30 protein-coding genes are annotated in these 26,660 nt (G+C 67.1%); 16 read left to right on the forward strand and 14 right to left on the reverse strand.

What is annotated here, in order from left to right; all coding sequences use genetic code 11:
* The first annotated feature begins 327 nt into the window (after positions 1-327).
* Complete coding sequence (locus MRAB57_RS19975; RefSeq protein WP_157900640.1) at positions 328-4,335, forward strand: nSTAND1 domain-containing NTPase; 4,008 nt, start codon at positions 328-330, stop codon at positions 4,333-4,335.
* Complete coding sequence (locus MRAB57_RS19980; RefSeq protein ID WP_157900641.1) at positions 4,272-4,553, forward strand: WD40 repeat domain-containing protein; 282 nt, start codon at positions 4,272-4,274, stop codon at positions 4,551-4,553. Before MRAB57_RS19975 ends, MRAB57_RS19980 begins: the two co-directional genes overlap by 64 nt.
* Here MRAB57_RS19980 and MRAB57_RS19985 read toward each other — a convergent pair.
* Positions 4,550-5,440, reverse strand: a complete 891-nt coding sequence (locus MRAB57_RS19985; protein ID WP_077088882.1) for a LysR family transcriptional regulator — start codon at positions 5,438-5,440, stop codon at positions 4,550-4,552. The two genes, MRAB57_RS19980 and MRAB57_RS19985, sit on opposite strands and share 4 nt — an antisense overlap.
* 121 nt (positions 5,441-5,561) lie before the next feature.
* On the opposite strand from MRAB57_RS19985, the gene MRAB57_RS19990 reads away from it, so the two are divergent.
* The 5 genes from MRAB57_RS19990 to MRAB57_RS20010 are packed head-to-tail and all read left to right on the forward strand — an operon-like array spanning position 5,562 to position 8,523.
* Positions 5,562-5,897, forward strand: a complete 336-nt coding sequence (locus MRAB57_RS19990) for a hypothetical protein (RefSeq protein WP_157900642.1) — start codon at positions 5,562-5,564, stop codon at positions 5,895-5,897.
* Positions 5,898-5,931: 34 nt separating this feature from the next.
* On the forward strand, positions 5,932-6,810 hold the full coding sequence (locus tag MRAB57_RS19995) for a dioxygenase family protein (protein WP_077088884.1): 879 nt from the start codon (positions 5,932-5,934) through the stop codon (positions 6,808-6,810).
* A 14-nt stretch (positions 6,811-6,824) separates the two neighbouring features.
* Positions 6,825-7,364 (forward strand): carboxymuconolactone decarboxylase family protein, encoded by a 540-nt coding sequence (locus tag MRAB57_RS20000; protein WP_077088885.1) that lies wholly within the window; start codon positions 6,825-6,827, stop codon positions 7,362-7,364.
* Complete coding sequence (locus tag MRAB57_RS20005) at positions 7,361-7,906, forward strand: carboxymuconolactone decarboxylase family protein (protein WP_077088886.1); 546 nt, start codon at positions 7,361-7,363, stop codon at positions 7,904-7,906. Before MRAB57_RS20000 ends, MRAB57_RS20005 begins: the two co-directional genes overlap by 4 nt.
* Positions 7,907-7,953: 47 nt before the next feature.
* Complete coding sequence (locus MRAB57_RS20010; protein ID WP_077088887.1) at positions 7,954-8,523, forward strand: TetR/AcrR family transcriptional regulator; 570 nt, start codon at positions 7,954-7,956, stop codon at positions 8,521-8,523.
* A 4-nt stretch (positions 8,524-8,527) separates the two neighbouring features.
* Here the strand turns inward: MRAB57_RS20010 and MRAB57_RS20015 are convergent, their stop codons facing one another.
* From MRAB57_RS20015 to MRAB57_RS28640, 3 genes are all read right to left on the reverse strand, one after another.
* Positions 8,528-9,697, reverse strand: a complete 1,170-nt coding sequence (locus tag MRAB57_RS20015; RefSeq protein ID WP_077088888.1) for an acyl-CoA dehydrogenase family protein — start codon at positions 9,695-9,697, stop codon at positions 8,528-8,530.
* A 44-nt stretch (positions 9,698-9,741) separates the two neighbouring features.
* Entirely contained in the window at positions 9,742-10,506 is a 765-nt protein-coding gene (locus MRAB57_RS20020) for a cutinase family protein (protein ID WP_077088889.1), read from the reverse strand.
* Between the two features lie 255 nt (positions 10,507-10,761).
* Positions 10,762-10,938: a hypothetical protein gene (locus tag MRAB57_RS28640; RefSeq protein WP_157900643.1), complete on the reverse strand. Its 177-nt coding sequence runs from the start codon at positions 10,936-10,938 to the stop codon at positions 10,762-10,764.
* Positions 10,939-10,993: 55 nt separating this feature from the next.
* On the opposite strand from MRAB57_RS28640, the gene MRAB57_RS20025 reads away from it, so the two are divergent.
* Together MRAB57_RS20025 and MRAB57_RS20030 are read left to right on the forward strand one after the other, a co-directional pair.
* Positions 10,994-11,755: an Rv3717 family N-acetylmuramoyl-L-alanine amidase gene (locus MRAB57_RS20025; RefSeq protein ID WP_077088890.1), complete on the forward strand. Its 762-nt coding sequence runs from the start codon at positions 10,994-10,996 to the stop codon at positions 11,753-11,755.
* Positions 11,756-11,937: 182 nt separating this feature from the next.
* Complete coding sequence (locus MRAB57_RS20030; RefSeq protein WP_077088891.1) at positions 11,938-12,648, forward strand: haloacid dehalogenase type II; 711 nt, start codon at positions 11,938-11,940, stop codon at positions 12,646-12,648.
* Positions 12,649-12,652: 4 nt separating this feature from the next.
* Here MRAB57_RS20030 and MRAB57_RS20035 read toward each other — a convergent pair whose 3' ends face one another.
* From MRAB57_RS20035 to MRAB57_RS20050, 4 genes are read right to left on the reverse strand one after another with little or no spacing between them, the layout of a single operon-like run.
* Positions 12,653-13,099 (reverse strand): hypothetical protein, encoded by a 447-nt coding sequence (locus MRAB57_RS20035; RefSeq protein ID WP_077088892.1) that lies wholly within the window; start codon positions 13,097-13,099, stop codon positions 12,653-12,655.
* 35 nt (positions 13,100-13,134) lie between these two features.
* The gene (locus MRAB57_RS20040) at positions 13,135-13,698 is read right to left on the reverse strand and encodes an ester cyclase (RefSeq protein ID WP_077088893.1); all 564 of its coding nucleotides are present in this window, start codon (positions 13,696-13,698) and stop codon (positions 13,135-13,137) included.
* A 30-nt stretch (positions 13,699-13,728) separates the two neighbouring features.
* Complete coding sequence (locus MRAB57_RS20045; protein WP_077088894.1) at positions 13,729-15,018, reverse strand: cytochrome P450; 1,290 nt, start codon at positions 15,016-15,018, stop codon at positions 13,729-13,731.
* Positions 15,019-15,069: 51 nt separating this feature from the next.
* Complete coding sequence (locus tag MRAB57_RS20050) at positions 15,070-15,414, reverse strand: MmpS family transport accessory protein (RefSeq protein ID WP_173813951.1); 345 nt, start codon at positions 15,412-15,414, stop codon at positions 15,070-15,072.
* Positions 15,415-15,509: 95 nt separating this feature from the next.
* Here MRAB57_RS20050 and MRAB57_RS20055 point away from each other — a divergent pair, with 95 nt between their 5' ends.
* On the forward strand, positions 15,510-16,595 hold the full coding sequence (locus MRAB57_RS20055; protein ID WP_077088896.1) for an NAD(P)H-dependent amine dehydrogenase family protein: 1,086 nt from the start codon (positions 15,510-15,512) through the stop codon (positions 16,593-16,595).
* Between the two features lie 133 nt (positions 16,596-16,728).
* Positions 16,729-18,495, forward strand: a complete 1,767-nt coding sequence (locus MRAB57_RS20060; protein WP_077088897.1) for an Hsp70 family protein — start codon at positions 16,729-16,731, stop codon at positions 18,493-18,495.
* On the opposite strand, the gene MRAB57_RS20065 is transcribed toward MRAB57_RS20060, so the two are convergent.
* Both MRAB57_RS20065 and MRAB57_RS20070 read right to left on the reverse strand, forming a co-directional pair.
* Entirely contained in the window at positions 18,492-18,872 is a 381-nt protein-coding gene (locus MRAB57_RS20065) for a hypothetical protein (RefSeq protein ID WP_077088898.1), read from the reverse strand. The two genes, MRAB57_RS20060 and MRAB57_RS20065, sit on opposite strands and share 4 nt — an antisense overlap.
* Before the next feature lie 84 nt (positions 18,873-18,956).
* Positions 18,957-19,913 (reverse strand): SDR family oxidoreductase, encoded by a 957-nt coding sequence (locus MRAB57_RS20070; RefSeq protein WP_077088899.1) that lies wholly within the window; start codon positions 19,911-19,913, stop codon positions 18,957-18,959.
* A gap of 57 nt (positions 19,914-19,970) precedes the next feature.
* On the opposite strand from MRAB57_RS20070, the gene MRAB57_RS20075 reads away from it, so the two are divergent.
* Entirely contained in the window at positions 19,971-20,714 is a 744-nt protein-coding gene (locus tag MRAB57_RS20075) for an SHOCT domain-containing protein (protein ID WP_077088900.1), read from the forward strand.
* A gap of 4 nt (positions 20,715-20,718) precedes the next feature.
* Here MRAB57_RS20075 and MRAB57_RS20080 read toward each other — a convergent pair whose 3' ends face one another.
* Positions 20,719-21,342 carry an MBL fold metallo-hydrolase gene (locus tag MRAB57_RS20080; RefSeq protein WP_077088901.1) on the reverse strand — a complete coding sequence of 208 codons (624 nt, stop codon included), beginning with the start codon at positions 21,340-21,342 and terminating at the stop codon, positions 20,719-20,721.
* A complete protein-coding gene (locus MRAB57_RS20085) occupies positions 21,343-22,440 on the reverse strand; it encodes an S-(hydroxymethyl)mycothiol dehydrogenase (protein ID WP_077088902.1) in 1,098 nt (365 codons plus the stop codon).
* A 142-nt stretch (positions 22,441-22,582) separates the two neighbouring features.
* Here MRAB57_RS20085 and MRAB57_RS20090 point away from each other — a divergent pair, with 142 nt between their 5' ends.
* From MRAB57_RS20090 to MRAB57_RS20105, 4 genes are all read left to right on the forward strand, one after another.
* Complete coding sequence (locus MRAB57_RS20090) at positions 22,583-23,602, forward strand: class I SAM-dependent methyltransferase (RefSeq protein WP_108638112.1); 1,020 nt, start codon at positions 22,583-22,585, stop codon at positions 23,600-23,602.
* Positions 23,599-23,907 carry a hypothetical protein gene (locus MRAB57_RS20095; RefSeq protein ID WP_157900644.1) on the forward strand — a complete coding sequence of 103 codons (309 nt, stop codon included), beginning with the start codon at positions 23,599-23,601 and terminating at the stop codon, positions 23,905-23,907. The genes MRAB57_RS20090 and MRAB57_RS20095 overlap by 4 nt, the downstream gene beginning before the upstream one ends.
* A gap of 4 nt (positions 23,908-23,911) precedes the next feature.
* The gene (locus MRAB57_RS20100) at positions 23,912-24,733 is read left to right on the forward strand and encodes a serine hydrolase domain-containing protein (RefSeq protein WP_077088905.1); all 822 of its coding nucleotides are present in this window, start codon (positions 23,912-23,914) and stop codon (positions 24,731-24,733) included.
* 138 nt (positions 24,734-24,871) lie between these two features.
* On the forward strand, positions 24,872-25,384 hold the full coding sequence (locus MRAB57_RS20105) for a DUF3145 domain-containing protein (RefSeq protein WP_077090715.1): 513 nt from the start codon (positions 24,872-24,874) through the stop codon (positions 25,382-25,384).
* A 141-nt stretch (positions 25,385-25,525) separates the two neighbouring features.
* On the opposite strand, the gene MRAB57_RS20110 is transcribed toward MRAB57_RS20105, so the two are convergent.
* Together MRAB57_RS20110 and MRAB57_RS20115 are read right to left on the reverse strand one after the other, a co-directional pair.
* The gene (locus MRAB57_RS20110; RefSeq protein ID WP_077088906.1) at positions 25,526-26,011 is read right to left on the reverse strand and encodes a GreA/GreB family elongation factor; all 486 of its coding nucleotides are present in this window, start codon (positions 26,009-26,011) and stop codon (positions 25,526-25,528) included.
* A gap of 11 nt (positions 26,012-26,022) precedes the next feature.
* Complete coding sequence (locus MRAB57_RS20115; protein ID WP_077088907.1) at positions 26,023-26,544, reverse strand: GreA/GreB family elongation factor; 522 nt, start codon at positions 26,542-26,544, stop codon at positions 26,023-26,025.
* Positions 26,545-26,660: the final 116 nt, after the last annotated feature.

Consider the following 26,660-nt stretch of genomic DNA (forward strand, 5'->3'; position numbering starts at 1 on the left):
CACGCGGCTCAGCGCAGTCGCCTGGGGCACTAGACAATTCGCTTGCGGTTGGCTTAGAGGTTCGCCGTTAACTTCAGCGGCTCGTTGACGCGGAAAAGCTTGGTCACGCCACTTGTACGAATAGAACGGAAAAGTCGGTGTCGTCGATGCCGATGTCATCAACATCCTGAATTCGGAAGGCGTCCGGATCGAAGGCGCCGACGCCGACGAGGTTGAATGATCGGGCTGTCTTAAATTGCCGCGCGGGATTATTCTTTCGTTCGCGGCGGCATTGCAGGCATGCCAGCGCGACGTTTCGGGGGCCTCCGGGAAAGGGGGGTGCACGTAGTGTCGCGGATCTTCTTGAGCCACTCCAGCAAGGACACTCGCGAGGCTGTCGCGCTCAAGCTGTGGCTGACCGGGCAGCGACCGGAGTTGGGCGACGAGATCTTCATCGACGTCGACACCCAGACCGGCCTGAAACTGGGCGAGCAGTGGAAGACCCAGTTGTTCACCGGCAAGTCGCGGTGCGAGCACTTCATCTGTCTGCTCTCCCAGAATTGGGCGGATTCCACCGAGTGCAACGTCGAGTACCGCACCGCCGAGGGACTGGGCAAGCGGATATTGGTCGCCCGGCTGGAGGATCTGGGGCACAACGACATCACCTCGGCGTGGCAGCACTGCGATCTGTTCGCAGGCGGTGAGTGCAGCGATATCGAGGTCCCGGGTGGTCCACCGGTGCGCTTCAACACCGAAGCACTCACCAGCATCATGGACGCCGTCGATGGCAACGGAACCGGACCGCGGCAGTTCGTGTGGCCGCCCAGAACGGATCCCGGCCGGGCGCCCTATCGCGGATGGGAGCCCTTCGAAGAGATCGACGCCGGGGTGTTCTTCGGCCGTGACGCGGTGATCGAGCGTGGCCTGGATGCATTGCTGGGCATGCGTTTTCGGCTGCTGGCCACCATGTCCGGGCTCAAATCACTGTTCGTGGTGCTGGGGCCCTCGGGCAGCGGGAAGTCGTCGTTCCTGCGGGCCGGGCTGATTCCGCGGCTGCGTCGCCAGGACCGCGAGTTCGTGGTGCTGGGAATCATGCGGCCGCAGGGCAACGCGCTGGTTGGCGACTCGGGCCTGGCCGCGGCCATCCATGCGGGGCGCGAATCCCTCGGCCTGTCGAGCCCGTCGCTGGGCAGCATCAAGAAAGCCTGCGGGCAAGGCGATGTCGATCAGCTGTTGGTACTGCTGCGCGAAATCCGCCTGGCCGCAGCGGCGCAATCGGCGCACAACGCCGACCCCAATGCCTCCGCGCCGACCCTGGTGTTGCCGATCGACCAGGCCGAGGAGTTGTTTTCCGCCGAGGCCGGGCCGCAGACCGAACAGTTCCTGAACATGCTGGCCGAGTTGATCCACCGGATCAACACCGACGAGGTGGGATTGGTTGTCGCCGTGACGATCCGGACCGACCGCTACGAGGCGATGCAAAGCCATCCCGCCCTCGACGGGATCGGCGCGGCGATCTTCGACGACCTCAAACCCATGCCGCGCGAGGAGTTCAAAGAGGTGATCGTCGGCCCGGCGGCACGCAGCACCGAGGCGGGCACGCGCCTGGTCATCAGGGACAACCTGGTGACGAGCCTGCTTCGGGACGCCGGCGACGGCGCGGACACCCTGCCGCTGGTCGCGCTCACGCTGTCCCGGCTGTACAGCGACTACGGCGGCACCGGCGAAATCAGCGCAACGGATTACGAGGCCATGGGCGGGATGGCCGACGTCGTCAACAATGCGATCGAGGAGCTGCTGGGCCAATATCCCGACGGCCGCACCGCCGCGTTGGAGTTGTTGCGGTCGGCATTCATTCCGTGGCTGGCGACCATCAACTCGCTGAACGACCAAGCTTTAAGACGGGTGGCCCTCGAGTCCGATCTGCCCAAGGAGAGCCACCCGCTGATCGACGCGTTCGTAACGAAGCGGCTGCTGGTGCGCGACGAGCGGGATGGCAACGTCGTGGTCGAGGTCGCGCTGGAAAGCCTGCTGCGCCAATGGGATACGCTGGCCGGCTGGCTGGTCGAAGAACGCCTGAACCTCAAGATCGCCGACGACATCGAACGCAACGCGGCCGCATGGGAGAACCAAAGCCACGATGCGTCTTGGCTGCTGACCGGCAGCCGGCTGGACGACGCCGAAAAGCTGGCCGCCAGAGAGGGCTTCAGTACTTTACTGGCCGACTGCCGGGCCTACCTGGGGGCCTGCCGCGAGGCCGAGAACCAACGGCTGCACGACGAAGAAGAGTTGCGCAACGAAAAGCTCAGCCACGCCGAAGAAGTCGCGCGGCACGCGCAGGAGAGCCAGAAGGCCGCGGAGCGCCACGCGGGCATGTTGCGCAGGCGCTCGCGGGTACTGACCGTCGTCGCCGTGATCGCGATTCTGGCGGCCGCGGCCGCGATTTACGGGGTGGTGACGGCGACCCAGGCCCGCAAGCAGGCCAACGAGCGCACCCGCGAGGCGATCGCCTTGCGGCTGACATCGGAGGGCCGCGCGATACTCGGCGGTGAGCTGGAGGGCGGTGACATCCGCGCCATCCAGGAGATCCTCGCGGCACCCGGCGTTTCCCCGGGCGCGGACAGGGGTGCGCTCTACGACGGACTGGTCGGGCTGTCGACCACCCTCAAGATCATCGCCACGCCAAACCCCGTGCAGGACATCTCGATAAGCCCGGACGGACACCGCATCGTCACCGCGCAGTTCGACGGCTCATTGCGGCTGTGGGACTCCGAGACGGGCCAGCCGATCGGGTCGCCGCTCACCGGTCACCGCGGGGTGGCCGAGGTGGTCACCTACAGCCACGATGGGCACCGGATCATTTCGGGCGGGGACGACAACACCGTGCGGGTGTGGGACGCCGACACGGGCAAGCCCATCGGTGCACCCTTCGTCGGCCATACCGACAAGGTGACGTGCCTGGCCATCAGTCCCGATGGGCGCCTTATCGTTTCGGGCAGCGTCGACCGCACCATCCGCAGGTGGAATGCCGATACCGGCCAGCAGATCGGTGCCCCGCTGCTGGGCAACGCCGGTCCGGTCGGCGACGTCGAGTTCGATCCGGACGGGCACCAATTCGCCTCCGGTGGGGACGACAAGACCGTGCGGCTGTGGAACGCCGATACCGGCCAACAGATCGGCGCTCCGTTGATCGGCCACACCGATTGGGTGCAGAGCCTGTCCTACAGCCCGGACGGACGCCACCTGGTCTCGGCGAGCTTCGACAAGACATTGCGCGTCTGGGACACCCAGACCGGCAAGCAGGTGGGAGAGCCGTTCGTCGGTCACACGGGATCGGTTGCCAGCGTTGCCTATAGCCCCGACGGGCACCAGATCATTTCGGGCGGCGAGGACGACGTGGTGCGGATCTGGGACGCCGATACCGGCCAGCCCGTGGGCGATCCGCGCGACGGGGCTACGGGCTGGGTAACCGGCGTGCAGTACAGCCCGGGTGGTCATCGCTTTTTCTCGAGTGGCAACGACGGAACCGTGCGGATCTGGGGCGCGGGCCTACACACCTGGGCCGGCCAGATGGGGAACGTGCTCAGCGCTCAATTCAGTCCGGACGGCCATCGCGTCATCGCCGGTGGTGAAGACAAGATTCTGCGGCTATGGAATGCCGACACCGGCCTGACGATCGGCGAGCCCATGACCGGTCACACCGATGTGGTGACGAGCGTGGCCTACAGCCCCGACGGGCGCCGGGTCGCGTCCGCCAGCAAGGACGGCACCGCGCGACTGTGGGATGTCGAGACCGGCCAGCCGGTTGGCCCACCGTTGGTCGGCCACGCCGAGGCGCTGACCAGTGTGGCGTTCAGCCCGGACGGCAGGATGATCGCGTCCGGAAGCCACGACAAGACGGTGCGGCTGTGGGACGCCAACACCGGTGCGCCGATCGGCCAACCCCTGATTGGGGCGACCGACGCGGTGTCCAGCGTCGCGTTCAGTCCCGACGGGCACCAAATCGCTGCTGGCAGTTTCGATAACATGATCCGGCTCTGGGATGTGGCCACCGGCCACCTGATCGGGCAACCGTGGTCCGGCCACACCAGCGGGGTGACGAGCCTGTCCTTCTTCCCGGACGGCCGCCACCTGGTGTCCGGTAGCCAAGACGACACGTTACGCATCTGGGAGGTCGCGACCGGCAAGACCGTCGGCAACCCGATGAAGGGCCACACCGGAACCGTCACCGGCGTTTCGGTCAGCTCGAACGGCACCGCATCATGTCCGGCAGCGAAGACAAGAACCTGCGGATGTGGGACGCCGACACCGGCAAGCCCGTCGGTCAGCCGCTGTCCGCCGACACCCAGGCGGTGAACAGCGTCGCCTTCAGCCCCGACCGGCACCGGGTGGTGTCGGCCTCCGACGATGGTCAATTGCGGTTGTGGCCCGCCCCTCCCAGTGATGAATGGGTGAAGCTGTTGTGCGACAAGCTTTCTACCAACATGACTCACGCGCAGTGGGATCAGTGGGTGTCGCCGAACATCGGGTACATCAAGGCGTGTTCGGGCCTTCCCGATCCGCCGAACTCTTAGCGCCGGTGTTCGGCGTGCCGGGCGATCGTCTCGGCGAGCGCCTGGGCGGCGCGGCTCGTCGGGTGCGGCGCTGCCGACACCAACGACAGCGTCCACGTCAGCGACGGGTGCAGGGGAACCTCGGTGAGGTCGGGAAAGCGGCGGGCCGCGCTGACGGGCAGGACGGTCGCCGCCAGCCGGTGCCGGACGAGTTCGGCGGCGATCGCGTAGTCGGCGACCTCGTACGCGTTGACCGGCTGGACACCGGCGGCGGAAAAGCCCGCGTCGAGGCGGCGGCGGATTCCCCATCCGGTGGGGAATCCGATGAAGTCCAGCCCGGCGAGATCGGCGAGCTGCACCCGGCGCCGGCGCGCCAGCGGATGGGTGGATTCGCAGACGAAGACCATGGGTTCCTCGGTCAGTTCCTGGAACGTGATGAGGCGCGAGGGTGACGACGAGAGCGAGACCAGGGCCAGGTCCATCTTGCCGTCCGCGATCGCGTCCAGGTGCCCGGCCGAGCCCGTAAGGCTTTGCCGAAGGCGGACGGTGACCAGCGGGTTGAGCCGGCGAAACTCCTGCAGCATTGCGGGAAGGTTCAGAGTTCCCCAGGACATCAGGGTGCCGAGGGTGACGGTTCCGGTGAGCTGCTCGCGGTAGTCCTCCACCGAGGAACGGGCCCGCTGAGCTGTGCGGATGACCTCGCGGGCCTGCTGCAGGAAAGCCTCGCCCGCGGCGGTGAGCGCGATCTGGCGCTTGGCGCGATCGAACAGCTCGATGCCCAGTTCCTTTTCCAGGTTGGCCACCGACACCGAGAGCGCCGACTGCACGACATGTATCTCCTGGGCCGCCCGGGAGAAGTTCAGCTCGGCGGCCACGGCGACGAAGTACTCCAGCTGCCGCAGCTCCATCTTCGACAATCTATCGCTAATCACGATGATTTTGATCGATTTCCTTCGTTGGACGCGATGGGCGGCCGGGTGTTGTCTGTTACCAGGCAAAAGAACCTCAGCATCCCGAGAGGAGATGACCGTGTTTTCATCGTCACGGATTTCACCGAAGTTTCTGTCGCGGGCCGCGCTGCGGTTCTACCTGCTGAACGCGTTCGGCCTGTTGATGGCGGCCGCGCTGCTATTCCCGACGCCGGTGTCCGCGGCGCCGAACCCGCCGGCTCCGTGCCCCGCCATCGCCCACCCGCACGTCGATCCGCACCGGCGGCTGCCGGACTCGTTCAAGGTCAAAATCCCCACGGACCGGCACGCGGAATTCGGCGCGGACAGCGGCGGCGACTCGCTGGGACACCAAGCCCGCAACTGTGCACAGAAAGCAATGTCACGCTGGCACATTGACGGCCGCACGCACGGCTAAGTTGTGGTGAGTCCCCGTAACGGAAGGCACGGACATGTCGAGCGATCTGACCGAGCAGACCATCACCGGGGTCGTGCAACAAACATTCGACACATCCACCGACGACCGGTTCCGCCAGCTTTTCGTCAGCCTCGTGCAGCACCTGCACGACTTCGCGCGGGAGGTGCGACTGACCGGCGACGAGTGGTTCACCGCAATGGATTTCATCGAGCGGCTCGGCAAGATCTCCAGCCCGACCCGGCAGGAGGTGGTGTTGCTGTCGGACATCCTCGGCCTGTCCATGCTGCTGGACACGATGCACGAGAGCCCAGGGGGCTCGGTCACCGCGTCGGCGTTGCTGGGCCCGTTCTATGTCGAGGGGCGCCCGACCGCCGACAACGGCGCCGACATCTCCAACGGCGTTGCGGGCACACCGATGTTCGTCACCGGCCGCGTCGTCGACGAACGGGGCAACCCGATCGCCGGCGCGCACGTGGACACCTGGCACAGCGACGGCGTGGGGTTCTACGACGTCCAGCTGACCGAGCAACTGCACGGCGAGTTCGCCATGCGCGCCTTGCTGACAACCGACGACGACGGCTGGTTCTGGTACCGCTCGATCGCCCCGCGCTACTACCCGGTGCCGACCGATGGCCCCTGCGGCGAAATCCTGGGCGCGGCCAATCGATCCGTCATGCGGCCACAGCACGTGCACTTCTGGTTCCGTGCCGACGGCTACCACGGGTTGATCACGCAGCTGTTCCTGAAGGACGACTCCTACATCGGCCGCGACGCCGTGTTCGCCGACCGAACGTCGCTGCAGGCCGATTTCGTGCACCACGAGCCGGGTCCGGCCCCCGACGGAACCACGGTCGACGAACCCTTTGTGACCCTGGACTGGACGTTCACCCTCGCCGCCAGCACCGACCAATAAGGGAGGATCAGACGATGACGCGCATCCCGCTCGCCGACATCGAACAAACCGAACGGCTTCGCCCGTCCACTGATGGGCGTCCACTCAACGTGCTTCGACTGCTGGCCAACGCCCCCAACGTGTTTGGCGGCTGGGCCGACATGGCGGGCGAGATCTTCACCAGCCCCACCTTCACCCCACGGTCACGCGAAGTGGTCATCCTGCGGGTCGGCCATTTGCAGAACTCGCCGTACGAGCTTGCCCAGCATGTCGTTTTCGCCCACGCCGCGGGGTTGACCGATCAACAGATCGACGCCCTGCTCGACACCGGCGACATCGACGTCGCCGGCTTCAGTGCCGACGAACGCACCCTGATCGACGTCGTCACCGAGTTGTGCGAAACGCGCCGGCTGCGCGACGAGTCCTTCGCCGCGGCCCACGCGCTGCTCGGCGACGAGGCGCTGACGGAGTTGCTGATGATCGTCAGCTGCTACTACGGCCTGGCGTTGGTGCTCAACGCCGTCGACCTCGAAATCGACGCCCCGGGGCGGCCGAGGACAGGAGAAGCCCGATGACGCGGATCCCTTACGTTCGGCCCGAGGACATGACCGAGCGCGCGCGTGAATTGACGCTGGAGCGTGGCAATCTCAACCTCTATCGCGTCCTGGCCAACGCGGAGAAGGTGTTCACCGGTTGGATGCTGGCCGGACGTGACGCCCTGACCAGCCCGACCCTGCCGCGGCGGCTGCGTGAACTCGTGGTCCTGCGCACCGGCTACCTCATGGACAGCCCCTACGAGCTCGGCCAGCACTACGACATAGCGCCGACGGCCGGAGTCACGGTCGACGAGATCGAGGCGATCGCCTCCGACGATGGCTGGCGGACAAGCACTTTCGACGACGTCGAACTCGCCGTGCTGCAGCTGACCACCGAACTCGTCACCACCCGCGGCGTCGCGCAGTCGGTGTTCGCTGCAGTGCACGGGGCCCTGGGCACCGAGGCCACCGTCGAAGTGTTGATGATCATCAGCCGCTACGCGGGCCTGGCGCTGATGCTCAACGCGCTCGAGGTCGACCTCGACGAAACCGCCCGGCTACCGAACCTGCGGGCGGACTAGGTGATGGCGTCTCGACGGCCCGGTTGCACCGTCGTAACGTTGCGAGGGTGACCGCGCAGAAGCCCCCCTCGACCCGCCTGTCAGTCAACGACTGGCTGCAGGCGGGCTACACCCTGCTCGCCGAGCAGGGTGGACGCGCGCTGAAAGTGGAAAGCCTTTGCCAGCAGATCGGCGCCACCCGCGGCAGTTTCTATTGGCACTTCGAGGACATGGACAGCTACCGCGCGGCGCTGGTGGAAACCTGGAATGCGTTCCTGGCACGCGACCGGCAATCGCTGGAGTCGCTCGACGCGCTGCCGCCGCGGGAACGGCTGTCCGCCATGATGACTACGTTGGTCAGCCCCCAGCACTGGATGCTGGAGCGTGCCATGCGCGAATGGGCACGCACCGACCCGATCGCCGCCGAAAACGTTCGGCAGGCCGACCGGCTGCTGCTGCGCGCCGTCGCGAAGGCGTACTGCGACTACGGTTTCAGCCCCGAGGACGCGCGGCTGCGGGCGGAGCTGACGTTCGCGGCCGGCATCGGACTGCTGCACCTGGCGGGCTCGGCGGCTCAGGCGCAAAGGGTTGCCCCGCAGCAGCGCCTGCTGGAACTCATGCTGGCCGACCCGACCTGACGCGTCAGACCATCGGGATCGGGGAGATCTTCGCCCCGATCGCCAACGCCCCGGCCAACTCTCGACTGACGTCGTAGTCGAAGACGACGTGGCCCGCCGCGATGTCGACATCGCGCTTGGCGCGCTGCAGCGGATTGGACAAGAAGTGGGCGCTCGCGCCGGCGGCCTCCATGAGGTCGGCGATGATCGACCGGCACTCGTGCACCGTGTGCGCCGCCGCCAGCCGGGCGTCCGCGCGCACCGACCGCCGAACGGGTTCTCCCTGGGCGACGAGATTGTCGATCCCTTCAGCGGTCTCGGCGACGAGCGCGTGCAGGGCGCGCAGCCGGACCTTCGCGGTCCCGAGCCTGATCTGAGCGGCGGGCTGATCCTTCTGCGCGACACCGCTATACGCCAGCACGCGCCCGCCGAGGCGCTCGGCGAACAGCTCGGTGACCCGCTCGCAGGCGCCGAGTATCGGCATCGCCGCCGTCAGCGAGAGCGCGGGCACCAGCGGCCACCGGTACGTCGGCGCGTCATGGGCGCGCGCGCCGGGTGCGGTGCCGCCGTAGATGTCGGCCACGGTGGCGATGCGGTGCTCGGGGACGAAGGCGTCGGTGATGACGATGTCGTGGGAGCCGGTGCCCCGCATGCCCGCGGTGTGCCAGACGTCGTCGACCTGGACCTCGCCGGCGGGCACCACCACGAGCGCTGGAACGATGCCGTCCTGCCGTTCGAGCAGCGCACCGACGATCACCCAGTCGGCGTCCATCGAGCCCGTCGCCCACGACCACCTGCCGGTCACGCGCACACCGCCGTCCGCCGGGGCGCCACGGCCGGTCGGGGCCAGCGGGGCGGGCGCCAGCACCGGGCCCGCCGCAAACACTTCCTCCTGCAGCTGCGGGTCGAACAGCGACAGCATCCAGTTGTGCAGCGCATAGAACCCCAAAGTCCAAGCGCTGGAAGCACACCCGTGTGCCATCCGCCGGATCGGTTCCAGGAGTTCGGGAAACGACGCCTGGATGCCGCCGAAGCGGGCCGGAAGCAGCAGCCGGAACAGGTCCGTCTGCCTGAACTCGTCGACCGTCGCCGCGGGCAGGCGGCGCAGCTGCTCGGCCTCGTCGGCGCGCTCGGCTAGGCGCGCGACGAACTCGTCGGTGATGCCGTGCAACGAGCGGCTAGCGACCGCGGTCATGCGGCCACACTAACATACTTTTTAGTATGTAAAGCTGGCGGGCCTTAGTTGCCGAAGCCGCCGCCGGTAGGTCCGTGCACCTGCGCCGCCGGTGCGCCGGGGCCTGCGTCGATTCGGCTGGCGGCAAATGCCGCACCCTTGTCGATCATGGCGCCGTCGTCGGCGTAGGTGTCGTGGGCGGCGAAGTTCATGCCGTCCGAGCACACCGGGTCGTCGGTGGCGCACACCTTGATCGTCTTGCCCTGATACGTCGGCCCGATGACAAGTGGCGGCTGGCCCAGGAAGTTCATCGCCCGGACGTTCGGCGTTCCGAACAGCACGACGGCGGCGACGTGGTTGGCGATGTCGGGGGACAGCGGCTTGGGCACCGTCGCGGGGTCGACGCCGTCGGGCACTTGCGCGGAGGTGACGAAGCCCATCACGGCCGCGCCTTGCGAAAACCCGCTGAGCACCATCTTGGTCTTGGGGCAGCTGCCAGCCTCGGAGATGACGTGGGTGGTCGCGTCCCTGATGCCGTCCAGGCCGGTGGACCACTCGTTGCTGGCGGGGTAGTTGACCGCGTAGACGTCGACGGACTTTCCGGGTTCGCGCCCGCGCAGGTTGTCGACAAAGGCCTGCCCGGTCGGGCCGACACCCGGGTCCTCACCGGTGCCGCGGGCAAACACCACCTGCGCATCGGGGCAGGCGTCCGCGGACGCCATGGGGGCGTCAAGGACAAGGGCGGAGCCGCCTACGCTCCACGCTGTCATCACGAGGGGGCCGACAAAACGAGTGATGTGACCGACGATCATGCCGCAATTTTTGCCCATACCAGTGCATTCCAAACGTGAGTACGGATACGTTCACAACCATTCCTGCACAACGCGACCACATGCACAAGGCGAAACGCCGAGGCTCACACTCTTCTCAAGTTGCGGCGTTTGCTTCTGCCGCCGATCGGTCGGGTGGCGGGAGCTCGCCGGGCACGCAGCGGATGGCCGAAAAGCTCACGCGCAGAGGTGGATTCAAGGAGATTTGCCGGGAGCGCACGCGCGCCGGGAAAGCAGCGCGTCGTGCCGAGAGAGCTAGCCGGTGGCGCCGAAGATTTTCGTCACACGCAGTACGCGCGTTGCCAGGAAGATCGGTGAGAAGATCACAACAGCGGTCGCCGCGGTGATCGCGCGTGGCGTGAGCTGCCGGGGATTGGCTGGTTGATGCCAGGCCACCCCGAGATCTACGCCGCGGCCGGCGGCGGTGTCCATGCCCGCCCGGAAACTCTTCGCTGGATACCGGAATCCGCATTGCTACCATCACGCGATGAGCGGTCAGCGGCTTTCGAGACGCGATGTCTTCAAAGTTGCCGGTGCCGCGCCGGCGATCCTGACCGTCGCGACGGTCGGCGCCCCGCGCGCGGCGGCCGGGGTTGCCGGGTCGGCCGTCTTTCTCGACCCGGGGCACAACGCCGTGAACGACGCATCGATCGCGCAGCAAGTGCCCAACGGCCGCGGGGGCACCAAGCCATGCAACACGTCGGGGACCGCCACCGACGACGGCTATTCGGAGCACGCGTTCAACTGGGCCGTGGTCGGCCTGATCAACGATTCGCTCAACCAGATGGGGGTGCGCACCCAGCTGTCCCGCGACAGCGACAACGCCGTGGGGCCCTGCATCGATCAGCGCGCGGCCCAGGCAAACGCGATGCGGCCCGACGCGATCGTCAGCATCCACGCCGACGGCGGTCCCGCCTCCGGCAGCGGATTCCACGTGAACTACTCCAGCCCGCCGTTGAACGACGTGCAGGCGGGCCCCGCCGTCCAGCTGGCCCAGACGATGCGTGATGCCCTGGCCCAGGCCGGTTTTCACCCGTCCACCTACCTCGGGTCCGACGGTCTATACGGTCGGGCCGACCTGGCCGGCCTGAACCTCGCGCAGTATCCGGCCGTCCTCGTCGAGCTCGGCAACATGAAGAACGCCGACGATGCCGCGCGGATGGAAAGCGCCGACGGGAGGGCGCGGTATGCGGCTGCCGTCACGCAGGGGATCGTCGCGTTCCTCAACGCGAAGCCGGCAACCGGCTGATCATGGATCCGGTAGTCGATCTCGTGCTCGGCGTCGGGGCCAGTTTCGTCCGCAGACGTCCTGATGTGATCGGTCACGGGCCACCTCGCACGGCGTATCAGGGCAAGCGTTGCGACGGACATGATGTTAACTAACCGCGCCACCCGCCATGCCCCGTTCCCGGCGCGGCGTCATGATGAACGTTGAACGTTGTGGTTAAGGCGCTGTTGTTCGATGTGCAGGGGACGGCGACGGATTTCTTTTCGACGGTCTGCGACGAGGCGCGGCGGATCGGCGCCGGCCGGCACCCCGATGCCAATTGGCCCGACGTGGTGCGGCGTTGGCGGGCGGCTTACTTCGCGGCGCTGGAGGCGGCGTCCGGGCGTGCCGACGGGTGGGTCTCGGTGCACTCGGTCTACCGCGACGCGCTGGACGCCGTGTTGGACGAGCATGGCCTCGCGGGATTTTCAGTCGCCGAGCGCGAGGAACTCACGTTGGCCTGGCAGCGCCTGCGGCCGTGGCCCGACGTGGTGGCCGGGCTGACGCGGCTGAAGGACCGGTACACGTTGGCCACGCTGTCGAACGCCGACGTATGCGCCGTCGTCAACATCTCCAAGCGGGCCGAATTGCCATGGGATGCCGTCTTCGCCGCGGAGATGGCGGGGGTGTTCAAGCCCGACCCGGCGATCTACCGGATGGCCGCGACCTACCTCGGCCTCGATGCCGGCGAGATCATGATGGTGGCAAGCCACAAGTACGACATCCGTGCGGCCGGCGCTCTCGGCTTCCGGACGGCGTTCGTCGCGCGCCCGCTGGAATTCGGAGTCGACGGTGAGGTGGACGTGGCCTACTCGGACGAATTCGACGTCAACGCAGCCGACTTCCTCGACCTTGCGCAGCAGCTCGGCTGCTGACGTGTCAGCGGTGCGCGGACCCCGTCAGCGGCTGGCCGTTGCCTGCCTGCAGCAGGCAGATCAGCGTGCTGGGCAGCGGGTTGGCCGCGGTGCGATCCTGGTTCGAGTCGATGAGATAGTTGATGGAAAACTGGCCGCTGTCAAGGGTTTTGCCCGTGTACGGCGCGAGTCCCGCGGTGCAGTCGCGGTTGGCGACGTTGGCAATGGCGGTGTCCACGGCCATCGGTGCGCGCAGGTAGACCTCGGCCAAATGCGCTGTGCTGCAGTCGACAATGGTGACCGTCACCCGGCTGAGGTCGGCGGGCGGCAGGTCGGCCACGCAATCGCCGACCTGGAGGTTGATCCACTTCTCGGTGTGTGAGCCGAGCGGCGGCGCCGCCGTGGCGTTGGCCCCGCTCAGCACTGCGACCGCTGCCAGGCCGCAGACCGCCTGAAGGCTTCGCATCCGCATGGCGGCCTCCTCGAAATGTCGCTGAGCGGGGGAGTTTAGCCCCCGTTGAGCGCCGGCGGCACCGTATTCAGCAGGGCCAGGTCCGGCTTTTCCGATGACATTGACAGCAGCCCTTTGACGGCGCGCGCCGCCAGCAGCCAGTTCGACGGCTTCTTCAGGTCCAGGCCACCCAGCAGCTGTTTGATCATGGTCAGGGTGTCGAAGTAAATGCGTTCGCAGACAAGCGTTTCGGTGTCGTCAAACACGAAATACGCGTTCATCCGGACCCGGAACCGGCTGCCGGTGGGCGGAACCTTGCCGAGGAAGCCCCGGTGCGTACCCATCAACCAGAACTCGACGATCACGGCGTCGGCGCTGTGCCGCAGCGCGATGATCTCGTGGTCCTGATCGGGAAACGCCGTGCGGGTGTAGTTGTAGTAGCCACGCACCGCGTCGTTTCCGTCGTGGATGACCAGCTGCGGGATCAGCTCGTAATGCGGGTGCGGGAACGTCGACAGCACGTCGTCCCAGTCCTGGCGGACCTCGTCGTGAAAGTGGTCGAGCACGAGCTTCTGGCGCGCGGCCAGCACCTCGGGAGCGGGAAACGCGGGGATGGTCACGTGCTCAGCGTAATCCCGCTAGCGCATGCGCTAGCAGGACCAGGAGACCGGCAGCCGCTTGATGCCGTGAATGAACTGCGACAGCAGGCGCGCCGGCTTGCCGGTGACGGTGATGTCGGGGATCTCGCGGCGCAATTCGTCGAAGACGACCCGGATCTCGCGGCGAGCCAGATTGGCGCCCAGGCAGAAGTGCGCGCCACCGCCGCCGAAGCCGAGATGCGGATTGGGGTCGCGGGCGACGTCGAACGCCCAAGGATTGTCGAACCGTGATTCGTCGCGGTTGGCCGAGTTGTAGTACAGCGCGGCCTTGTCGCCGGCCGCCATCTTGACTCCGCTCAACTCGAAGTCGCGAGTCAGAGTGCGCCGCATGTAGATCACCGGGGACGCCCATCGCACGATCTCCTCGACGGCGGTGGGTGTCAGCTCGTCGAAGTTGGCCCACCACTTCTCCCGTTGTTCGGGGAAGCGGGACAGGGCCAGCACGCCGTGGCTGATCGCGTTGCGCGTGGTTTCGTTGCCCGCCACCACCAGCAGGATGAAGAACGACGCGATCTCCTGGGAGCTGAGCCGGTCGCCGTCGACCTCGGCCTCCACCAGAGCCGAGGTCAGGTCGTCGTGGTGGTTGGACCGGCGGTCCTCGGCCAGCGCGGCGGCGTAGGCGCCGATGTCGATCGAAACCTGCATGAACTCTTCGAAGTCCAGTGTCAGATCGGGATCGCCGAACCCGAGAATCACGTTGGTCCAGTGGAAGATTCGTTGATGATCCTCCTCGGGGATTCCCATCATGTCGCAGATGACCTGCAGCGGCAGCGGCCCGGCGAGCTCGGTCACCAGGTCGGCCTCGCCGTCGGGATGGTTGGCCTTCAGCGAGGTGACCAACCGGTGCGCCCGCTCCCGCACCGAATTCTCAATGCGGGCAACCACTTTCGGGGTGAAGGCCCTGCTGACGATCGAGCGCAGCCGCTGGTGTCGCGGGTCGTCCAGCACGATCATCGATCCGAAGTACTCGGCCAACTCCGGCGTCTGCTCGGCGATCGTGATGCCACCGGCGGAGCTGAAGATGTCGGGGTGACGACTGGCGAAGTGGACGTCGTCGAGCTTGGTCAGTGCCCAGTACCCACCGCCGGATTCAAACCCCTCCATCTCGATCGCCGGCCAGAACGAAATCGGGGCTTCCCGGCGCAGGGTGGCGAACGCGGCGTCGCGGACGTCGTCGTTGCGCACCCAGAAGTCGAGCGACTGAAATTGGATCTCAGCAAGCGGAATCTCGGGCGGCGGTGTCCCGTTCGGTCGCGTCGGAATGCCTGTCTCGAGGCTCACCTAGATCTCCTTCGACGATGAAGAGGTGACATCGACGAGCCTAGACCGGAATCAGTGCGTACAGGCCGTTCTCGCGGGCGTGCCAACGGTTGCTGTCGCATTGCTGACCACGTTGCCGTCGATGGTGATCTTGCAGGAGATCGGGCCCGGGCCCTGCGCGCTGATGACGAACACCTGGCCGCCGAAGGCGGTGAACTGCGTCTTCCACGGCAGCGGCGCGTTGGCCTGGTGTTGCTGGCCGGTGTCGGTTTGGTACGAGATGTAGGTGGCCACCGCGGGACCGTTGACCTCGTAGAGGACCGTCGGGAACCTGTCCGCGTGTGCCACCCCGCACGCGTTTGCGAATCCGACACCAATCGCGAGCAGGAGCGCGGGACCGCCGAGATGCTTCGTCATAGTTTGCATCGTGTCACCTAGCGGGACGGGGTGCTAGAGGTCACCGACCCGCACGCTTAATGTGAGGCGGGGGGCTGACGATCGGAAGGGTGAGTATGTCGGGTAGCGGGTCAAAGCGTGTGGTGGTCTTCGGCACCGGCTTTGTGGGCAAAATGGTGATTCCCGAGATCGTCAAGCATCCGCTGTTCGAGTTGGTGGGCGTCGGGGTCAGCAACCCGGACAAGGTCGGCCGCGACGTCGGTGAGATCTGCGGGATGTCCGAGAAGGTGGGCGTCGTCGCCACCGACGACATCGACGCGCTGATCGCCCTGAAGCCGGACGCCCTGGTGCATTACGGCCCGACGGCGATGCACGCCAAGGAGAACATCAAGCTGATCACCGCTTTCCTGCGGGCCGGCATCGACGTGTGCTCGACTGCGATGACGCCCTGGGTGTGGCCGACGATGCACATGAACCCGCCGAACTGGATCGAGCCGATCACCGAAGCCTGCGAGCTGGGTGAGTCGTCCTGCTTCACCACCGGCATCGACCCTGGCTTCGCCAACGACATGTTCCCGATGACGTTGATGGGCCTGTGTTCCGACATCCGGAAAGTGCGCGCGTCGGAACTGCTCGACTACACCAACTACGAGGGCGACTACGAATTCGAGATGGGCATCGGCCGCGAGCCCGAATTCAAGCCGATGCTCGAAGACCGCGACATGCTGATCTTCGCGTGGGGCGGCACAGTCCCGATGATCGCGCACGCGGCCGGGATCATGCTCGACGAGATGACGACGACGTGGGACAAGTGGGTGACTCCGACGGAGCGCAACTCCGCAAGGGGGGTCATCAAACCCGGGCACGTCGCGGCGGTCCGCTTCACCATCAACGGTGTCTACAAGGGCGAGACGCGTATCCAGCTCGAGCACGTCAACCGCATCGGCCTGGACGCCGCCCCCGACTGGCCGACGGGCCACGACAACGACGTCTACCGCGTCGACATCGAGGGAACGCCGAGCATCTTCCAGGAGACCGCGTTCCGGTTCACCGACGGCTCCGGCCGGGACGCCGCCGCGGCCGGGTGCCTGGCGACCGGCCTGCGGGCGCTGAACGCCGTGCCGGCCGTCAACGACCTGCGGCCGGGCTGGGTCACCCCGCTCGACCTTCCGCTGATCGCCGGGGCCGGCAACATCCGGTAATCAGCGGCAAAATGCGGCCGAATCTTTACACAGCGGGCGCATAGGCGGGGCAGAGAGTGGCTATAGGTATAGGCGGCAGAATCTATGGTTGGCGGATGCGGGGGCATTCCGCCGGACAACAGGGATTGGACCGATGGCAGACGGAGCTACGCCCGCGCTGGGCCTCACGATTGGCGCCACCAACCTGGCCGCCGTCACCGCGGACAGCGCCGTTGTCCGCAAGCCCGTCCTGACGCTGTATCAGCAACGTCCGCTCGAGGTCGGCGTGCCGTCAGAGAACCCCAGGCTGGACGAGCCGGGCCTGGTGATCACCGGATTCGTCGACCGCGTCGGCGACCCGATCGGAATCGTGGCGGCCGACGGCTCGGTACACCGCAGTGAGGTGCTGCTGGCCAATGGCCTGCGTTCGCTGGCCTACGCGGCGACCGGAGGCAGCGCCCTGCCCGCGAACATCGCCGTCACCCACCCCTCGCACTGGGGGCCCGCCGCGGTGGAGGCGCTGGGATCCGCGCTGAGCGGAGTGTCCGAATGGTCGGACCCGGCGCGGCCGATCACCCTGATTCCGGACGCCGCGGCGACGCTGTTCGCCGTGCGGGCCAACCCGGGCATACCCGCGCGCGGGACCGTCGCGGTGTGCGACTTCGGCGGCAGCGGAACGAGCATCACGCTGATGGACGCCGCCGGCGACTACCAGCCATTGGCCCCGACCGTGCGGCACCAGGACTTCTCCGGCGATCTGATCGACCAGGCCCTGCTGACGGCCGTGATGGCAAACGTGCCGAGCACCGGGGGATTCGATCCATCCGGAACGTCGGCGATCGGCTCGCTGAGCCGGCTGCGGGCCGGCTGCCGCGTCGCCAAGGAGCAGCTCTCGTCGAGCACGGTGACCACGCTGCCCGAGGAGTTGCCCGGCGTGGACGGCGACATCCGGCTCACCAGAAACGAACTCGACGACGCGATCCGCGACTCGCTGGGCAACTTCGTGTCCGTACTGGATGAAACGTTGTTGCGCAACGGAATTCGCGACCTCGTCGCGGTGGTCTCGGTGGGCGGTGGGGCGCACATCCCCGCGGTCACCACCATGCTGTCGGGACATTTCCGCGTCCCGGTCGTCACAACGCCCCGTCCGCAACTGGCCGCGGCGATCGGCGCGGCGTTGCGCGCCGCGCGGGGCCCCGGCGATACCACCGCCACGGCCCTGACTCCGGCCGCGCCGCACGGGGCGGCGGTGCCGGTTGTGCCACCGGCACCGGTGGCGCCGCCGATCGTGGACGAGGGCAAGTCCGCACGGACCGACATCGGGGACGCCGGGCCGGTTTCGAGCATGATGCCGGCGCTGGCATGGTCGGAGGCCGACGACGATTCGCGCGGCACCCCCGCCGCCGGCAGGTCGGGATACACGTCGGCGCGCCCGGCGCTGAACTTCGCGGACCACGCCCAGCCGCGTCCGGAGAAGAAAAAGAATGCGATCCTTCCGTGGCAGCGGCTGCCCGGGATGGTGGTTATCGGGACGGCGGTAGCGGTGTTGCTGGTCGGCATCGCCGTGGCGATCGGATTCTCCGACGGTAAACCCGCCACGACCCCGATGCCCAACGTGAGCACGCCCGCCGCTCCGGCACCCGCCGGAGTTCCGCAGCCCGCATCGGTGAACCCGGCGCCGGCCGTTCAATCCGTGCCGCCGGCGCCCCAGGTGGCGCCCGCTCAACCGGCGGATTCGGGCCCACCGGCGGATGCGCCTGCGGACGTGCCGCAGGCCCCGGTGCCGCAGGCTCCAGCGCCGCCGCCGGTGCCTCAGCTTCCGCCGGCGCCGCCGCTACCGCCACGTGTCCCGATCCCGGCGATTCCGCCCATCCCGCACATTCCCGGAATCAGCTTGGCAATTCCCGGATTTGGCCGTTAGCGCTTCTCGCCCTTGTCGTCTTCGGCCGCGGCCTTGCGGAGTTCGTCGTTCAGGGCCATGTCCTTTTCGATCTGGGCCTGCTTGTCCTCGTCGCTCGGCCCGTCGTCCGAATTGACGCCCTCGACTTCGTTGTTGAACTTCGGCTTGCCGTCCTCGTCGAGCCAATCGTTGACCGCCGTACCCGAGACGGCGCCCCCCGAGCCGGGCAGCACCACGGTGGGCCGCTCCTCGAAGGCGCTCATCATTTCCGCGGCGGCCTTCTTGTCGTCCTCGTCCGGCTCCGGCTTCTCGCTCGTGCTGCCGTCAGCCCGCCCCTCGTCCTTGTTGCCGCCGTCTTCCTCGGTCTGACCAGCTGCTTTATCATCCTGCACCGTCATGCACCTACCCCCTTGTCGCAGCGCTATTCGCGACGGTTACCCGTTGGGGTGATGTGTCGAAACTCTCTTTGACGGACCGAAAAGTCAGCCGGGCGCCGGGAAACTGACGCCGGTGAGTTGCTCGGAGATGTCCCAGAGGCGCCGGCAGTCGTCGTCGTCGCGGGCACGCGCCGGCGTGCGGGCGACTTTCACCCCGCCGCCGGCCATCTCCATGAAGCCGCGCGGCCCGTAGAACTCGCCGCCCTCGGCCCGCGGCGTGGCCGCGGCATATAGGGCGGGCAGGATCCCCTCGTCGATCTCCTGCCACAGGAACGGCGTGAGACGCCACGACGCCTTGTACAGCCGCTCCATCAGCGCCGGCTTTTCCCGGCCATAGGACGGTCCGGAGCTCTGCAGGTTGGTCTTGGTCAGGCCGGGGTGTGCGGCGTTGGACAGGATGCCCCACCCGCCGGAGCGGCTGCGCTTGTCGAGTTCGCGGGCGAACATCAGCACCGCGATCTTCGACTGGCCGTAGGCCGACATCGGCGCGTACGACTTCTCGAATTGCAGGTCGTCGAAGTGGATCTTGCCGCTCTGGCTGGCCGCGAGGCTGCTCAGCGAGACGACGCGGGCGCCCTGGGCGGCGCGCAGCAGCGGCAGCAGGTGTGCGGTGAGCGCGAAATGGCCGAGATGGTTACTGCCGAACTGCAATTCGAAGCCGTCGGCGGTGGTGTCGCGTTCCGGCGGCGTCATGACACCGGCGTTGTTGATCAGGATGTCGATGGGGCGGCCCTCGGCGTTGAGCTGTTCGCCCAGCGCCGCGACCGAGGCCAGCGACGACAAGTCCAGCGACTTGATGGTCAGCTTCGCTTCGGGAACCGTCGCGCGTATTTCCTCGATCGCCCGCTCACCCTTGGACTTGTTGCGGATCGCCATCACGACGTCGGCGCCCGCCGCTGAAAGTCGCCGGGCGAGCCCGAACCCCAGACCGCTGTTGGCCCCGGTGATAACCGCCAGCTTGCCGGACAGGTCGGGCACGCTGGCCACGAGATCATTTGCCATGCGTATCAGTGTGCTCTTTCGGTGGCACCGGGTCACTAGCGGTGACACACTCCGGAGATGAGGAGCAGACGGGTCGCCAAGGCGTCGCTGGCCGCGGCCGTCGTCACGATGGTGCTGTCGGTCGCCGGCTTCGTCGTCGCGCTGGTGCTCAACGCATTTTTCCTGGACGACTACAACGCCTACGGCGAGGTGGCGATCCCGGGTTCGAGCAGCCTGCACCTACCCCGCGGCGAGGTCACCATCAGCCTGCACGCCGTCGTGATCGGCAGCCCCAACGGCGGGCTGCCCGTTCCGCCGCTGGGCGTCACGATCACCCCGCCAGACGGCGTCGCGCAACCGGCGATGACGGAAAACATCGGCAGCACAACGACGGTCAACAACGACTCCCACGTACGGGTGTGGGTGGCCCAGATTCCGGCCGAGGGAAACTACAACATCACCACGGATGGCCAGGTCAACGGTTTCATCCAGCCGAGGCTGGCCTTCGGCCACTCCAGCTCGTTGGGGTATCTGATCTGGATCTTCGTAGCTGTATTCGTTGTGGCGCTTGCCGTTTCGATTGTGTCGGGGCGGTGGTTGGCCCGCACCCGGCGCCGGGCGGCGACGGCGGTCGTTCAGGGGACGTGGCCGGCCGTGCCGGTGGTACCCGTGGCACCGCCGGCGCCCGTCGCGGCGCACGAGCCCACCGACGAAGGCATCCGCCTCGAGCGGTTGAAAACCCTGGCGGCGCTTCGGGATTCCGGCGCGCTGACCGACGACGAGTTTCAGACCGAGAAGCGCCGGATCCTGCAGGGGTACTGAGGCGTCAGTGCCCGCGCGCGACCCACTCCTCGTAGTGGACGATCTCCTCACCGATGACCGTGCTGTCCCCGTGGCCGGTGTGCACGACGGTCTCGCCGGGCAGCTTGCCGAGCCGCTCGGAGATCGACTGCAGAATCGTCGGGAAGTCGGAGTACGAGCGACCCGTCGCGCCGGGGCCGCCGGCGAACAGGGTGTCGCCGCTGAACACGACGCCCAGGTCGTGCACGTACCAGCACACCGATCCGGGGGAGTGACCCGGGGTGTGGATCGCGGTCAGTTCGGTGCCGGCGATCTTCACGGTCTGCTCGTCGGAGATGGCGCGAAAATCGTTGTCCGGATGAGTCATTCGCCACAGCACTTCGTCGGCGGGGTGCAACAGCACCGGCGCGTCGAGTGCCTTGCCGAGCTCGGGCGCCACCGTGACGTGGTCGTTGTGGCCGTGTGTGCACACCACCGCTACCACGTGGCGGCCGTCCACCGCCTCGATGATCGGCGCCGCGTCGTGTGCGGCGTCGAAGACCACGACATTCGAATTGTCGCCGATGAGCCAGATGTTGTTGTCGACTTCCCAACTGCCACCGTCGAGTTCGAAGGTGCCGTGGGTGACCACGCGATCGATGTCGACCATCTACAGCACCACTACCGAGCGAAGGACCTTGCCGTCATGCATCTTGTCGAACGCCTCCTCGATGCCGTCTAGCCCGATCCGCTCGGAGACAAACTTCTCCAGCGGAAGCCGGCCCTGCAGGTACAGGTCGATCAGCGTGGGGAAGTCGCGTTCGGGCAGGCAGTCGCCGTACCACGACGACTTCAACGTTCCGCCGCGGGAGAAGAAGTCGACCAACGGCATCTCCAGCTTCATGTCCCGCGTCGGCACGCCCACCAGCACCACGGTCCCGGCGAGGTCGCGGGCGTAGAAGGCCTGCTTCCAGGTCTCGGGCCGGCCGACCGCGTCGATCACCACGTCGACTCCGAACCCGTCGGTGAGGTCCTGGATCGTTTCCACGAGGTCTTTTCCGGCGGCGAGTTCGGCGCTGTTGACGGTGTGGGTGGCGCCGAACTTGCGCGCCCACTCCAGCTTGGTGTTGTCGGTGTCGACGGCGATGATCCGCCGGGCACCGACCAGCGCGGCCCCCGCGATCGCGGCGTCACCCACACCGCCGCAACCGATCACCGCGACGGTGTCGCTGCGGTCGATGGCGCCGGTGTTGATCGCGGCGCCGATGCCCGCCATCACGCCGCAGCCCAGCAGGCCGGCCACCGCCGGGTCGGCCTCGGGGTTGACCTTGGTGCACTGGCCGGCGGCCACCAGCGTCTTGTCGGCGAACGCCCCGATGCCCAGCGCGGGCGTGAGCTCGGTGCCGTCGGTCAGCGTCATCTTCTGCTCGGCATTGAACGTGTCGAAGCACAGGTGCGGCCTGCCGCGCTTGCAGGCCCGGCACTGGCCGCACACCGCGCGCCAGTTGAGGATTACGAAGTCGCCCGGCGCCACCGACGTCACGCCCGGGCCGACCGCCTCGACCGTGCCGGCGGCCTCGTGGCCGAGTAGGAAGGGGTACTCGTCGTTGATGCCGCCCTCGCGGTACGTCAGGTCGGTGTGACACACCCCGCAGGCGATGATGTCGACCAGGGCTTCGCCGGGTCCGGGGTCGGGGACGACGATGTCGACCAATTCGACCGGCTGGCCCTTCTTGCGTGAAATCACTCCGCGCACTGTCTGACTCATGGCCTACAACCTACTGTTTGCCGCCATACATCTCCCGGCGGCCTGTCCACCCATCGGCCTTCGTCAACCGGCGCGTCGACAACCGGGTGTAGCGTCCGAGAGCGTGACGGCTTTGGAGACCACCGAAGACTTCGCCGGACGAATGATCGCGGCGATCGACGGCGCGAGCCTCGCGATCCTGCTGAGCATCGGGCACCAGACCGGTCTGCTGGACACCATGGCCGGACTCGGGCCGGCCACCAGCGCGCAGATCGCCGACGCCGCCGGCCTCAACGAGCGCTATGTGCGGGAGTGGTTGGGCGGCATGACGACCGGGCACGTCGTCGAGTACGACGCCGGTCCCGGAACCTACTCGTTGCCCGCCCATCGCGCCGCGCTGCTCACCCGCGCCGCCGGGCCGCACAACCTGGCCCTGGTGTCGCTGTTCCTGCCGCAGCTCGGCGAGGTCGAGCAGAAAATCATCGGCTGCTTCCGCGAGGGCGGCGGGCTGCCGTACAGCGAATTCAAGCGCTTCCACGCGCTGATGGCCGAGCAGAGCGCCGCGGTGTTCGACATCGCGCTCGTCGATGTCGTGCTGCCGTTGGTCGCGGGCCTGCCGGAGCGACTGCGCGCCGGCGCGGAGCTGGCCGACTTCGGCTGCGGCAGCGGGCACGCGATCAACGTGATGGCGCAGGCGTTTCCGGCGAGCAAGTTCACCGGCATCGACTTTTCCGATGAGGCCATCGCGACCGGCATCGCCGAGGCGGGCCGCCTCGGGCTGACCAACGCTTCCTTCGAGGCGCACAACCTGACCGACATGGACAAGACCGAGGCCTACGACGTCATCACCGTGTTCGACGCCATCCACGACCAGGCCCAGCCGGCGCGGGTGCTGGAAAACATCCATCGCGCGCTGCGGCCGGGAGGCGTCTTCCTGATGGCCGACATCCGGGCATCGAGCCGGCTCGAGGAAAACGTCGACGTTCCGATGAGCACCTACCTCTACACGGTCTCGCTGATGCATTGCATGACGGTGTCGCTGGCGCTCGACGGCGCCGGGCTCGGCACGGCCTGGGGAACGCAGCTGGCCACCTCGATGCTGGCCGACGCCGGCTTCGACGACGTGCGGATGGCCGAGATCGAGTCCGACCCGATCAACGCCTACTACATCGCGACGAAGTGACGCCACTGATGGGTTCCAAGGGCTACGACGCCATTCGCGCAGAGGACATCCAGCGGGGCGACAACATCGAGTTCCCCTCCAACGACCCGGATGTTAAGTGGTACGTCGAAGAAGGCAGGGCCTCGAAGCCCCCGTGTGATCAGCCGGGCGTGCAGTGGTACGTCGAGCAGCGAGTCGGAGAGGTGCTTGTCAGCCCGTTGGGCGATCTTCACACCTTCATCGTGAAAGAAGTCGGGGCCGGAGCCGAAGTCGAGGTCCGGGTCAGGGGTCATGTGCAAGTCCGCCGCTACCGCCTCAACCACTGATTAGGTGGCCGCACTCGACGCTCTCGACGATTGGCCCGTGGCCAATGCCGCCGCCGCGGTGGTCGGGCCCGGCGGCGTGCTGGCCATTCACGGCGACACCGCGCGGGTGTTCACGCTCGCCTCGGTGACCAAGCTTTTGGTGGCCCGCGCCGCGCACATCGCCATCGAGGAGGGCGTCGTCGAGCTGGACACCGAGGCCGGCCCGCCCGGGTCGACGATTCGCCACTTGCTCGCGCACGCGTCGGGGCTGGCGATGCACGACGATCACGTGCTGGCGTTTCCGGGGGCCCGCCGCGTCTACTCCAACTACGGCTTCACCGTGCTGGCCCAGACGATCGAGCGGGAATCGGGCATCGAGTTCGGCCGCTACGTCACCGAGGCGGTGTGCGAGCCGCTGGGGCTGGCGGCGACCCGGCTGGACGGCGGCGCGGCAGACGCCGGCTTCGGCGCGACCTCGACGGTGACCGACCTGGCCGTCTTCGCCGGTGACCTGCTGCGGCCGACGACCGTATCGGCGCAGCTGCACGCCGAGGCGACGACCGTGCAATTCCCCGGGCTGGACGGCGTACTGCCCGGATACGGCGTGCAGCGGCCCAACGACTGGGGTCTGGGTTTCGAGATCAGGGACTCCAAGTCGCCGCACTGGACGGGCGCGCGGAATTCGGCGCGCAGCTACGGTCATTTCGGCCAGGCAGGGGGCTTCATCTGGGCAGATCCCGGGGCGGACCTGGCCTTAGTGGTGCTCACGGATCGCGATTTCGGCGATTGGGCGCTGCAGCCGTGGCCGGCCCTCAGCGACTCGGTGCTTCTCCAATACAGCAAATAGGCATCCAGCACTAGCGCAACACGGGTATCACAGGGCACAATAGACACGCAGGACACAAAAACTTCATGCAGCACTCTGCTCACCGGGTTCGCCAGGTCGTTGGGGAAGACGTCCCTCGCGGAACCGAAGGAGCAGCAGATGCGCACGTCGAATCAATTCGCCGACGTAACGGCGGGCGTGGTGTACGTGCACGCCTCGCCAGCGGCGGTTTGCCCACATGTCGAGTGGGCGCTGTCGTCGACCCTGAAGTCGAAGGCGAACTTGGTGTGGACGCCGCAGCCGGCCATGCCCGGGCAGCTGCGCGCCGTCACCAACTGGGTCGGGCCGGTGGGCACCGGGGCGCAGTTGGCCAACGCCCTGCGCTCCTGGTCGGTGCTGCGGTTCGAGGTCACCGAGGACCCCAGCCCGGGAGTCGACGGCCAGCGGTTCAGCCACACCCCGCAGCTGGGGCTGTGGAGCGGGTCGATGAGCGCGAACGGCGACATCATGGTCGGGGAGATGCGCCTGCGCTCGATGATGGCCCAGGGCGCCGACACGCTGGCGGCCGAGCTGGACTCGGTGCTCGGGACGGCGTGGGACGACGCGCTCGAGGTCTACCGTGACGGCGGCGAGGCAGGCGAAGTGACCTGGCTGAGCCGCGGCGTCGGCTAAGCGACTGGCGGTTTCGCCGGGCGGCGGCATGGACTGATTTTGGTCATAGGTGCCTATCTCGCCCATATACGACGGCCATGATGAGGCCCAACAGCGCGAGCATGAGAAACATCATCCCCACTGGGTCGATGAGGTCATACATCATGCGATCGCCTCGCTACGTCCCCGCGCTTTCGCGTGCATGCCATAGGGCACGGCGTCGAGCAGCGTGACCGTGAGTGCGGCGCCACCGGGCAGCAGGTAGGTCCGTCGTTCGCCGGGGCGCGCGCCCGCGACCGCGGCGCCCAACGGCGATTGGATGGAGTAGACCTCCATGTCGCCGTATTCGGCGCCGCGCACACCGAGTAGGAAGGTTTCGATGTCCCCGGTGTCGTCGTAGCGGATGGTCAAAACCATGCCGGGTTCGGCGATCCCGTCGTCGGGTGGGTCCTTACCCACGGCGGCATCGACCAACACATCATGAATCTGTTGGATCCGTGCCTGCCACCATTGTCGGAGAGCGTCGCTGTTTTCGTCGGCATCACCGCCGGCAGCTGCAGCGGTACACAACTCACGAAGCGTGGCCAATTCCCCGTGTAGCCGCTCGTAGGCCTGCGGCGAGATCCACACGCGTTGCGCGCTGGTCATGGCTCTTCCTTTCATGACGCGGCCGCGGTCACGGTTGCGTCGCGGTGGATCGACTGCGGTCGAGGGTTTTTCGCGACGTGCATTTCGTAGGGCACGGCCTCGAGGAGTGTCACCAGCTGTCCGCTCTTGTTGGGGATGCAGTAGATGCGCTGCTCGCCGGTACGTGCGCCGGCAATCGCGTGGCCCAGCGGCGACAGCGTCGAGTAGACCGTGACGTCGGCGCCTTCGCCGAAACGCCTTCCGAGCAGGAAGGTTTCGGTCTCGCCGGTGGCGTCGTAGCGGATGGTAAGAACCATGCCCGGTTCGGCGATGCCGGCACCGACGGCGTCCTCACTGACGACCGCGTTGGTCAGCAGATCCTGAATCTCGCGGACGCGTGCCTGTCGAGCTGAGTAGCCCGCGGTGAGATTCGCGTCGTAATCCATGAAGTCGTCGGGAACTTCGATACTGCGCCGCGAGCGCAGCGTGGCAAGCTCGGTGTGCAGTCGTGTGTAGTCGTGTTGTGTCATCCAGATGCGTTGTGCACTGGTCATTTTGATGCCTTTCGTTTCGATAGGGGTGTCGTCAGGGGCGGGCCAAAGCAGGCAGCCGCCACTGACGACGAGCAGGGCCCTTGGTGGGCCAAATTCCGGTGCGAGCTGGATCCGCG

The organism is Mycobacterium rhizamassiliense, assembly GCF_900157375.1.
Taxonomy (GTDB): Bacteria; Actinomycetota; Actinomycetes; order Mycobacteriales; family Mycobacteriaceae; genus Mycobacterium; species Mycobacterium rhizamassiliense.

Excerpts from the sequence above, each read along its gene's own strand:
- MRAB57_RS20090 (WP_108638112.1), top strand. The coding sequence starts at position 22,583 with ATGATCGCGGCGATCGACGGCGCGAGCCTCGCGATCCTGCTGAGCATC.
- MRAB57_RS20085 (WP_077088902.1), bottom strand. The coding sequence starts at position 22,440 with ATGAGTCAGACAGTGCGCGGAGTGATTTCACGCAAGAAGGGCCAGCCG.
- MRAB57_RS20115 (WP_077088907.1), bottom strand. The coding sequence starts at position 26,544 with ATGACCAGTGCACAACGCATCTGGATGACACAACACGACTACACACGA.
- MRAB57_RS19985 (WP_077088882.1), bottom strand. The coding sequence starts at position 5,440 with ATGGAGCTGCGGCAGCTGGAGTACTTCGTCGCCGTGGCCGCCGAGCTG.
- MRAB57_RS20035 (WP_077088892.1), bottom strand. The coding sequence starts at position 13,099 with ATGCGGATGCGAAGCCTTCAGGCGGTCTGCGGCCTGGCAGCGGTCGCA.
- MRAB57_RS20025 (WP_077088890.1), top strand. The coding sequence starts at position 10,994 with ATGAGCGGTCAGCGGCTTTCGAGACGCGATGTCTTCAAAGTTGCCGGT.
- MRAB57_RS20110 (WP_077088906.1), bottom strand. The coding sequence starts at position 26,011 with ATGACCAGCGCGCAACGCGTGTGGATCTCGCCGCAGGCCTACGAGCGG.
- MRAB57_RS20000 (WP_077088885.1), top strand. The coding sequence starts at position 6,825 with ATGACGCGCATCCCGCTCGCCGACATCGAACAAACCGAACGGCTTCGC.
- MRAB57_RS20050 (WP_173813951.1), bottom strand. The coding sequence starts at position 15,414 with ATGACGAAGCATCTCGGCGGTCCCGCGCTCCTGCTCGCGATTGGTGTC.
- MRAB57_RS20075 (WP_077088900.1), top strand. The coding sequence starts at position 19,971 with ATGAGGAGCAGACGGGTCGCCAAGGCGTCGCTGGCCGCGGCCGTCGTC.
- MRAB57_RS20005 (WP_077088886.1), top strand. The coding sequence starts at position 7,361 with ATGACGCGGATCCCTTACGTTCGGCCCGAGGACATGACCGAGCGCGCG.
- MRAB57_RS20020 (WP_077088889.1), bottom strand. The coding sequence starts at position 10,506 with ATGGGCAAAAATTGCGGCATGATCGTCGGTCACATCACTCGTTTTGTC.
- MRAB57_RS20055 (WP_077088896.1), top strand. The coding sequence starts at position 15,510 with ATGTCGGGTAGCGGGTCAAAGCGTGTGGTGGTCTTCGGCACCGGCTTT.
- MRAB57_RS20015 (WP_077088888.1), bottom strand. The coding sequence starts at position 9,697 with ATGACCGCGGTCGCTAGCCGCTCGTTGCACGGCATCACCGACGAGTTC.
- MRAB57_RS20070 (WP_077088899.1), bottom strand. The coding sequence starts at position 19,913 with ATGGCAAATGATCTCGTGGCCAGCGTGCCCGACCTGTCCGGCAAGCTG.
- MRAB57_RS20065 (WP_077088898.1), bottom strand. The coding sequence starts at position 18,872 with ATGACGGTGCAGGATGATAAAGCAGCTGGTCAGACCGAGGAAGACGGC.
- MRAB57_RS19995 (WP_077088884.1), top strand. The coding sequence starts at position 5,932 with ATGTCGAGCGATCTGACCGAGCAGACCATCACCGGGGTCGTGCAACAA.
- MRAB57_RS20060 (WP_077088897.1), top strand. The coding sequence starts at position 16,729 with ATGGCAGACGGAGCTACGCCCGCGCTGGGCCTCACGATTGGCGCCACC.
- MRAB57_RS19980 (WP_157900641.1), top strand. The coding sequence starts at position 4,272 with ATGTGGGACGCCGACACCGGCAAGCCCGTCGGTCAGCCGCTGTCCGCC.
- MRAB57_RS20105 (WP_077090715.1), top strand. The coding sequence starts at position 24,872 with ATGCGCACGTCGAATCAATTCGCCGACGTAACGGCGGGCGTGGTGTAC.
- MRAB57_RS20080 (WP_077088901.1), bottom strand. The coding sequence starts at position 21,342 with ATGGTCGACATCGATCGCGTGGTCACCCACGGCACCTTCGAACTCGAC.
- MRAB57_RS28640 (WP_157900643.1), bottom strand. The coding sequence starts at position 10,938 with ATGGACACCGCCGCCGGCCGCGGCGTAGATCTCGGGGTGGCCTGGCAT.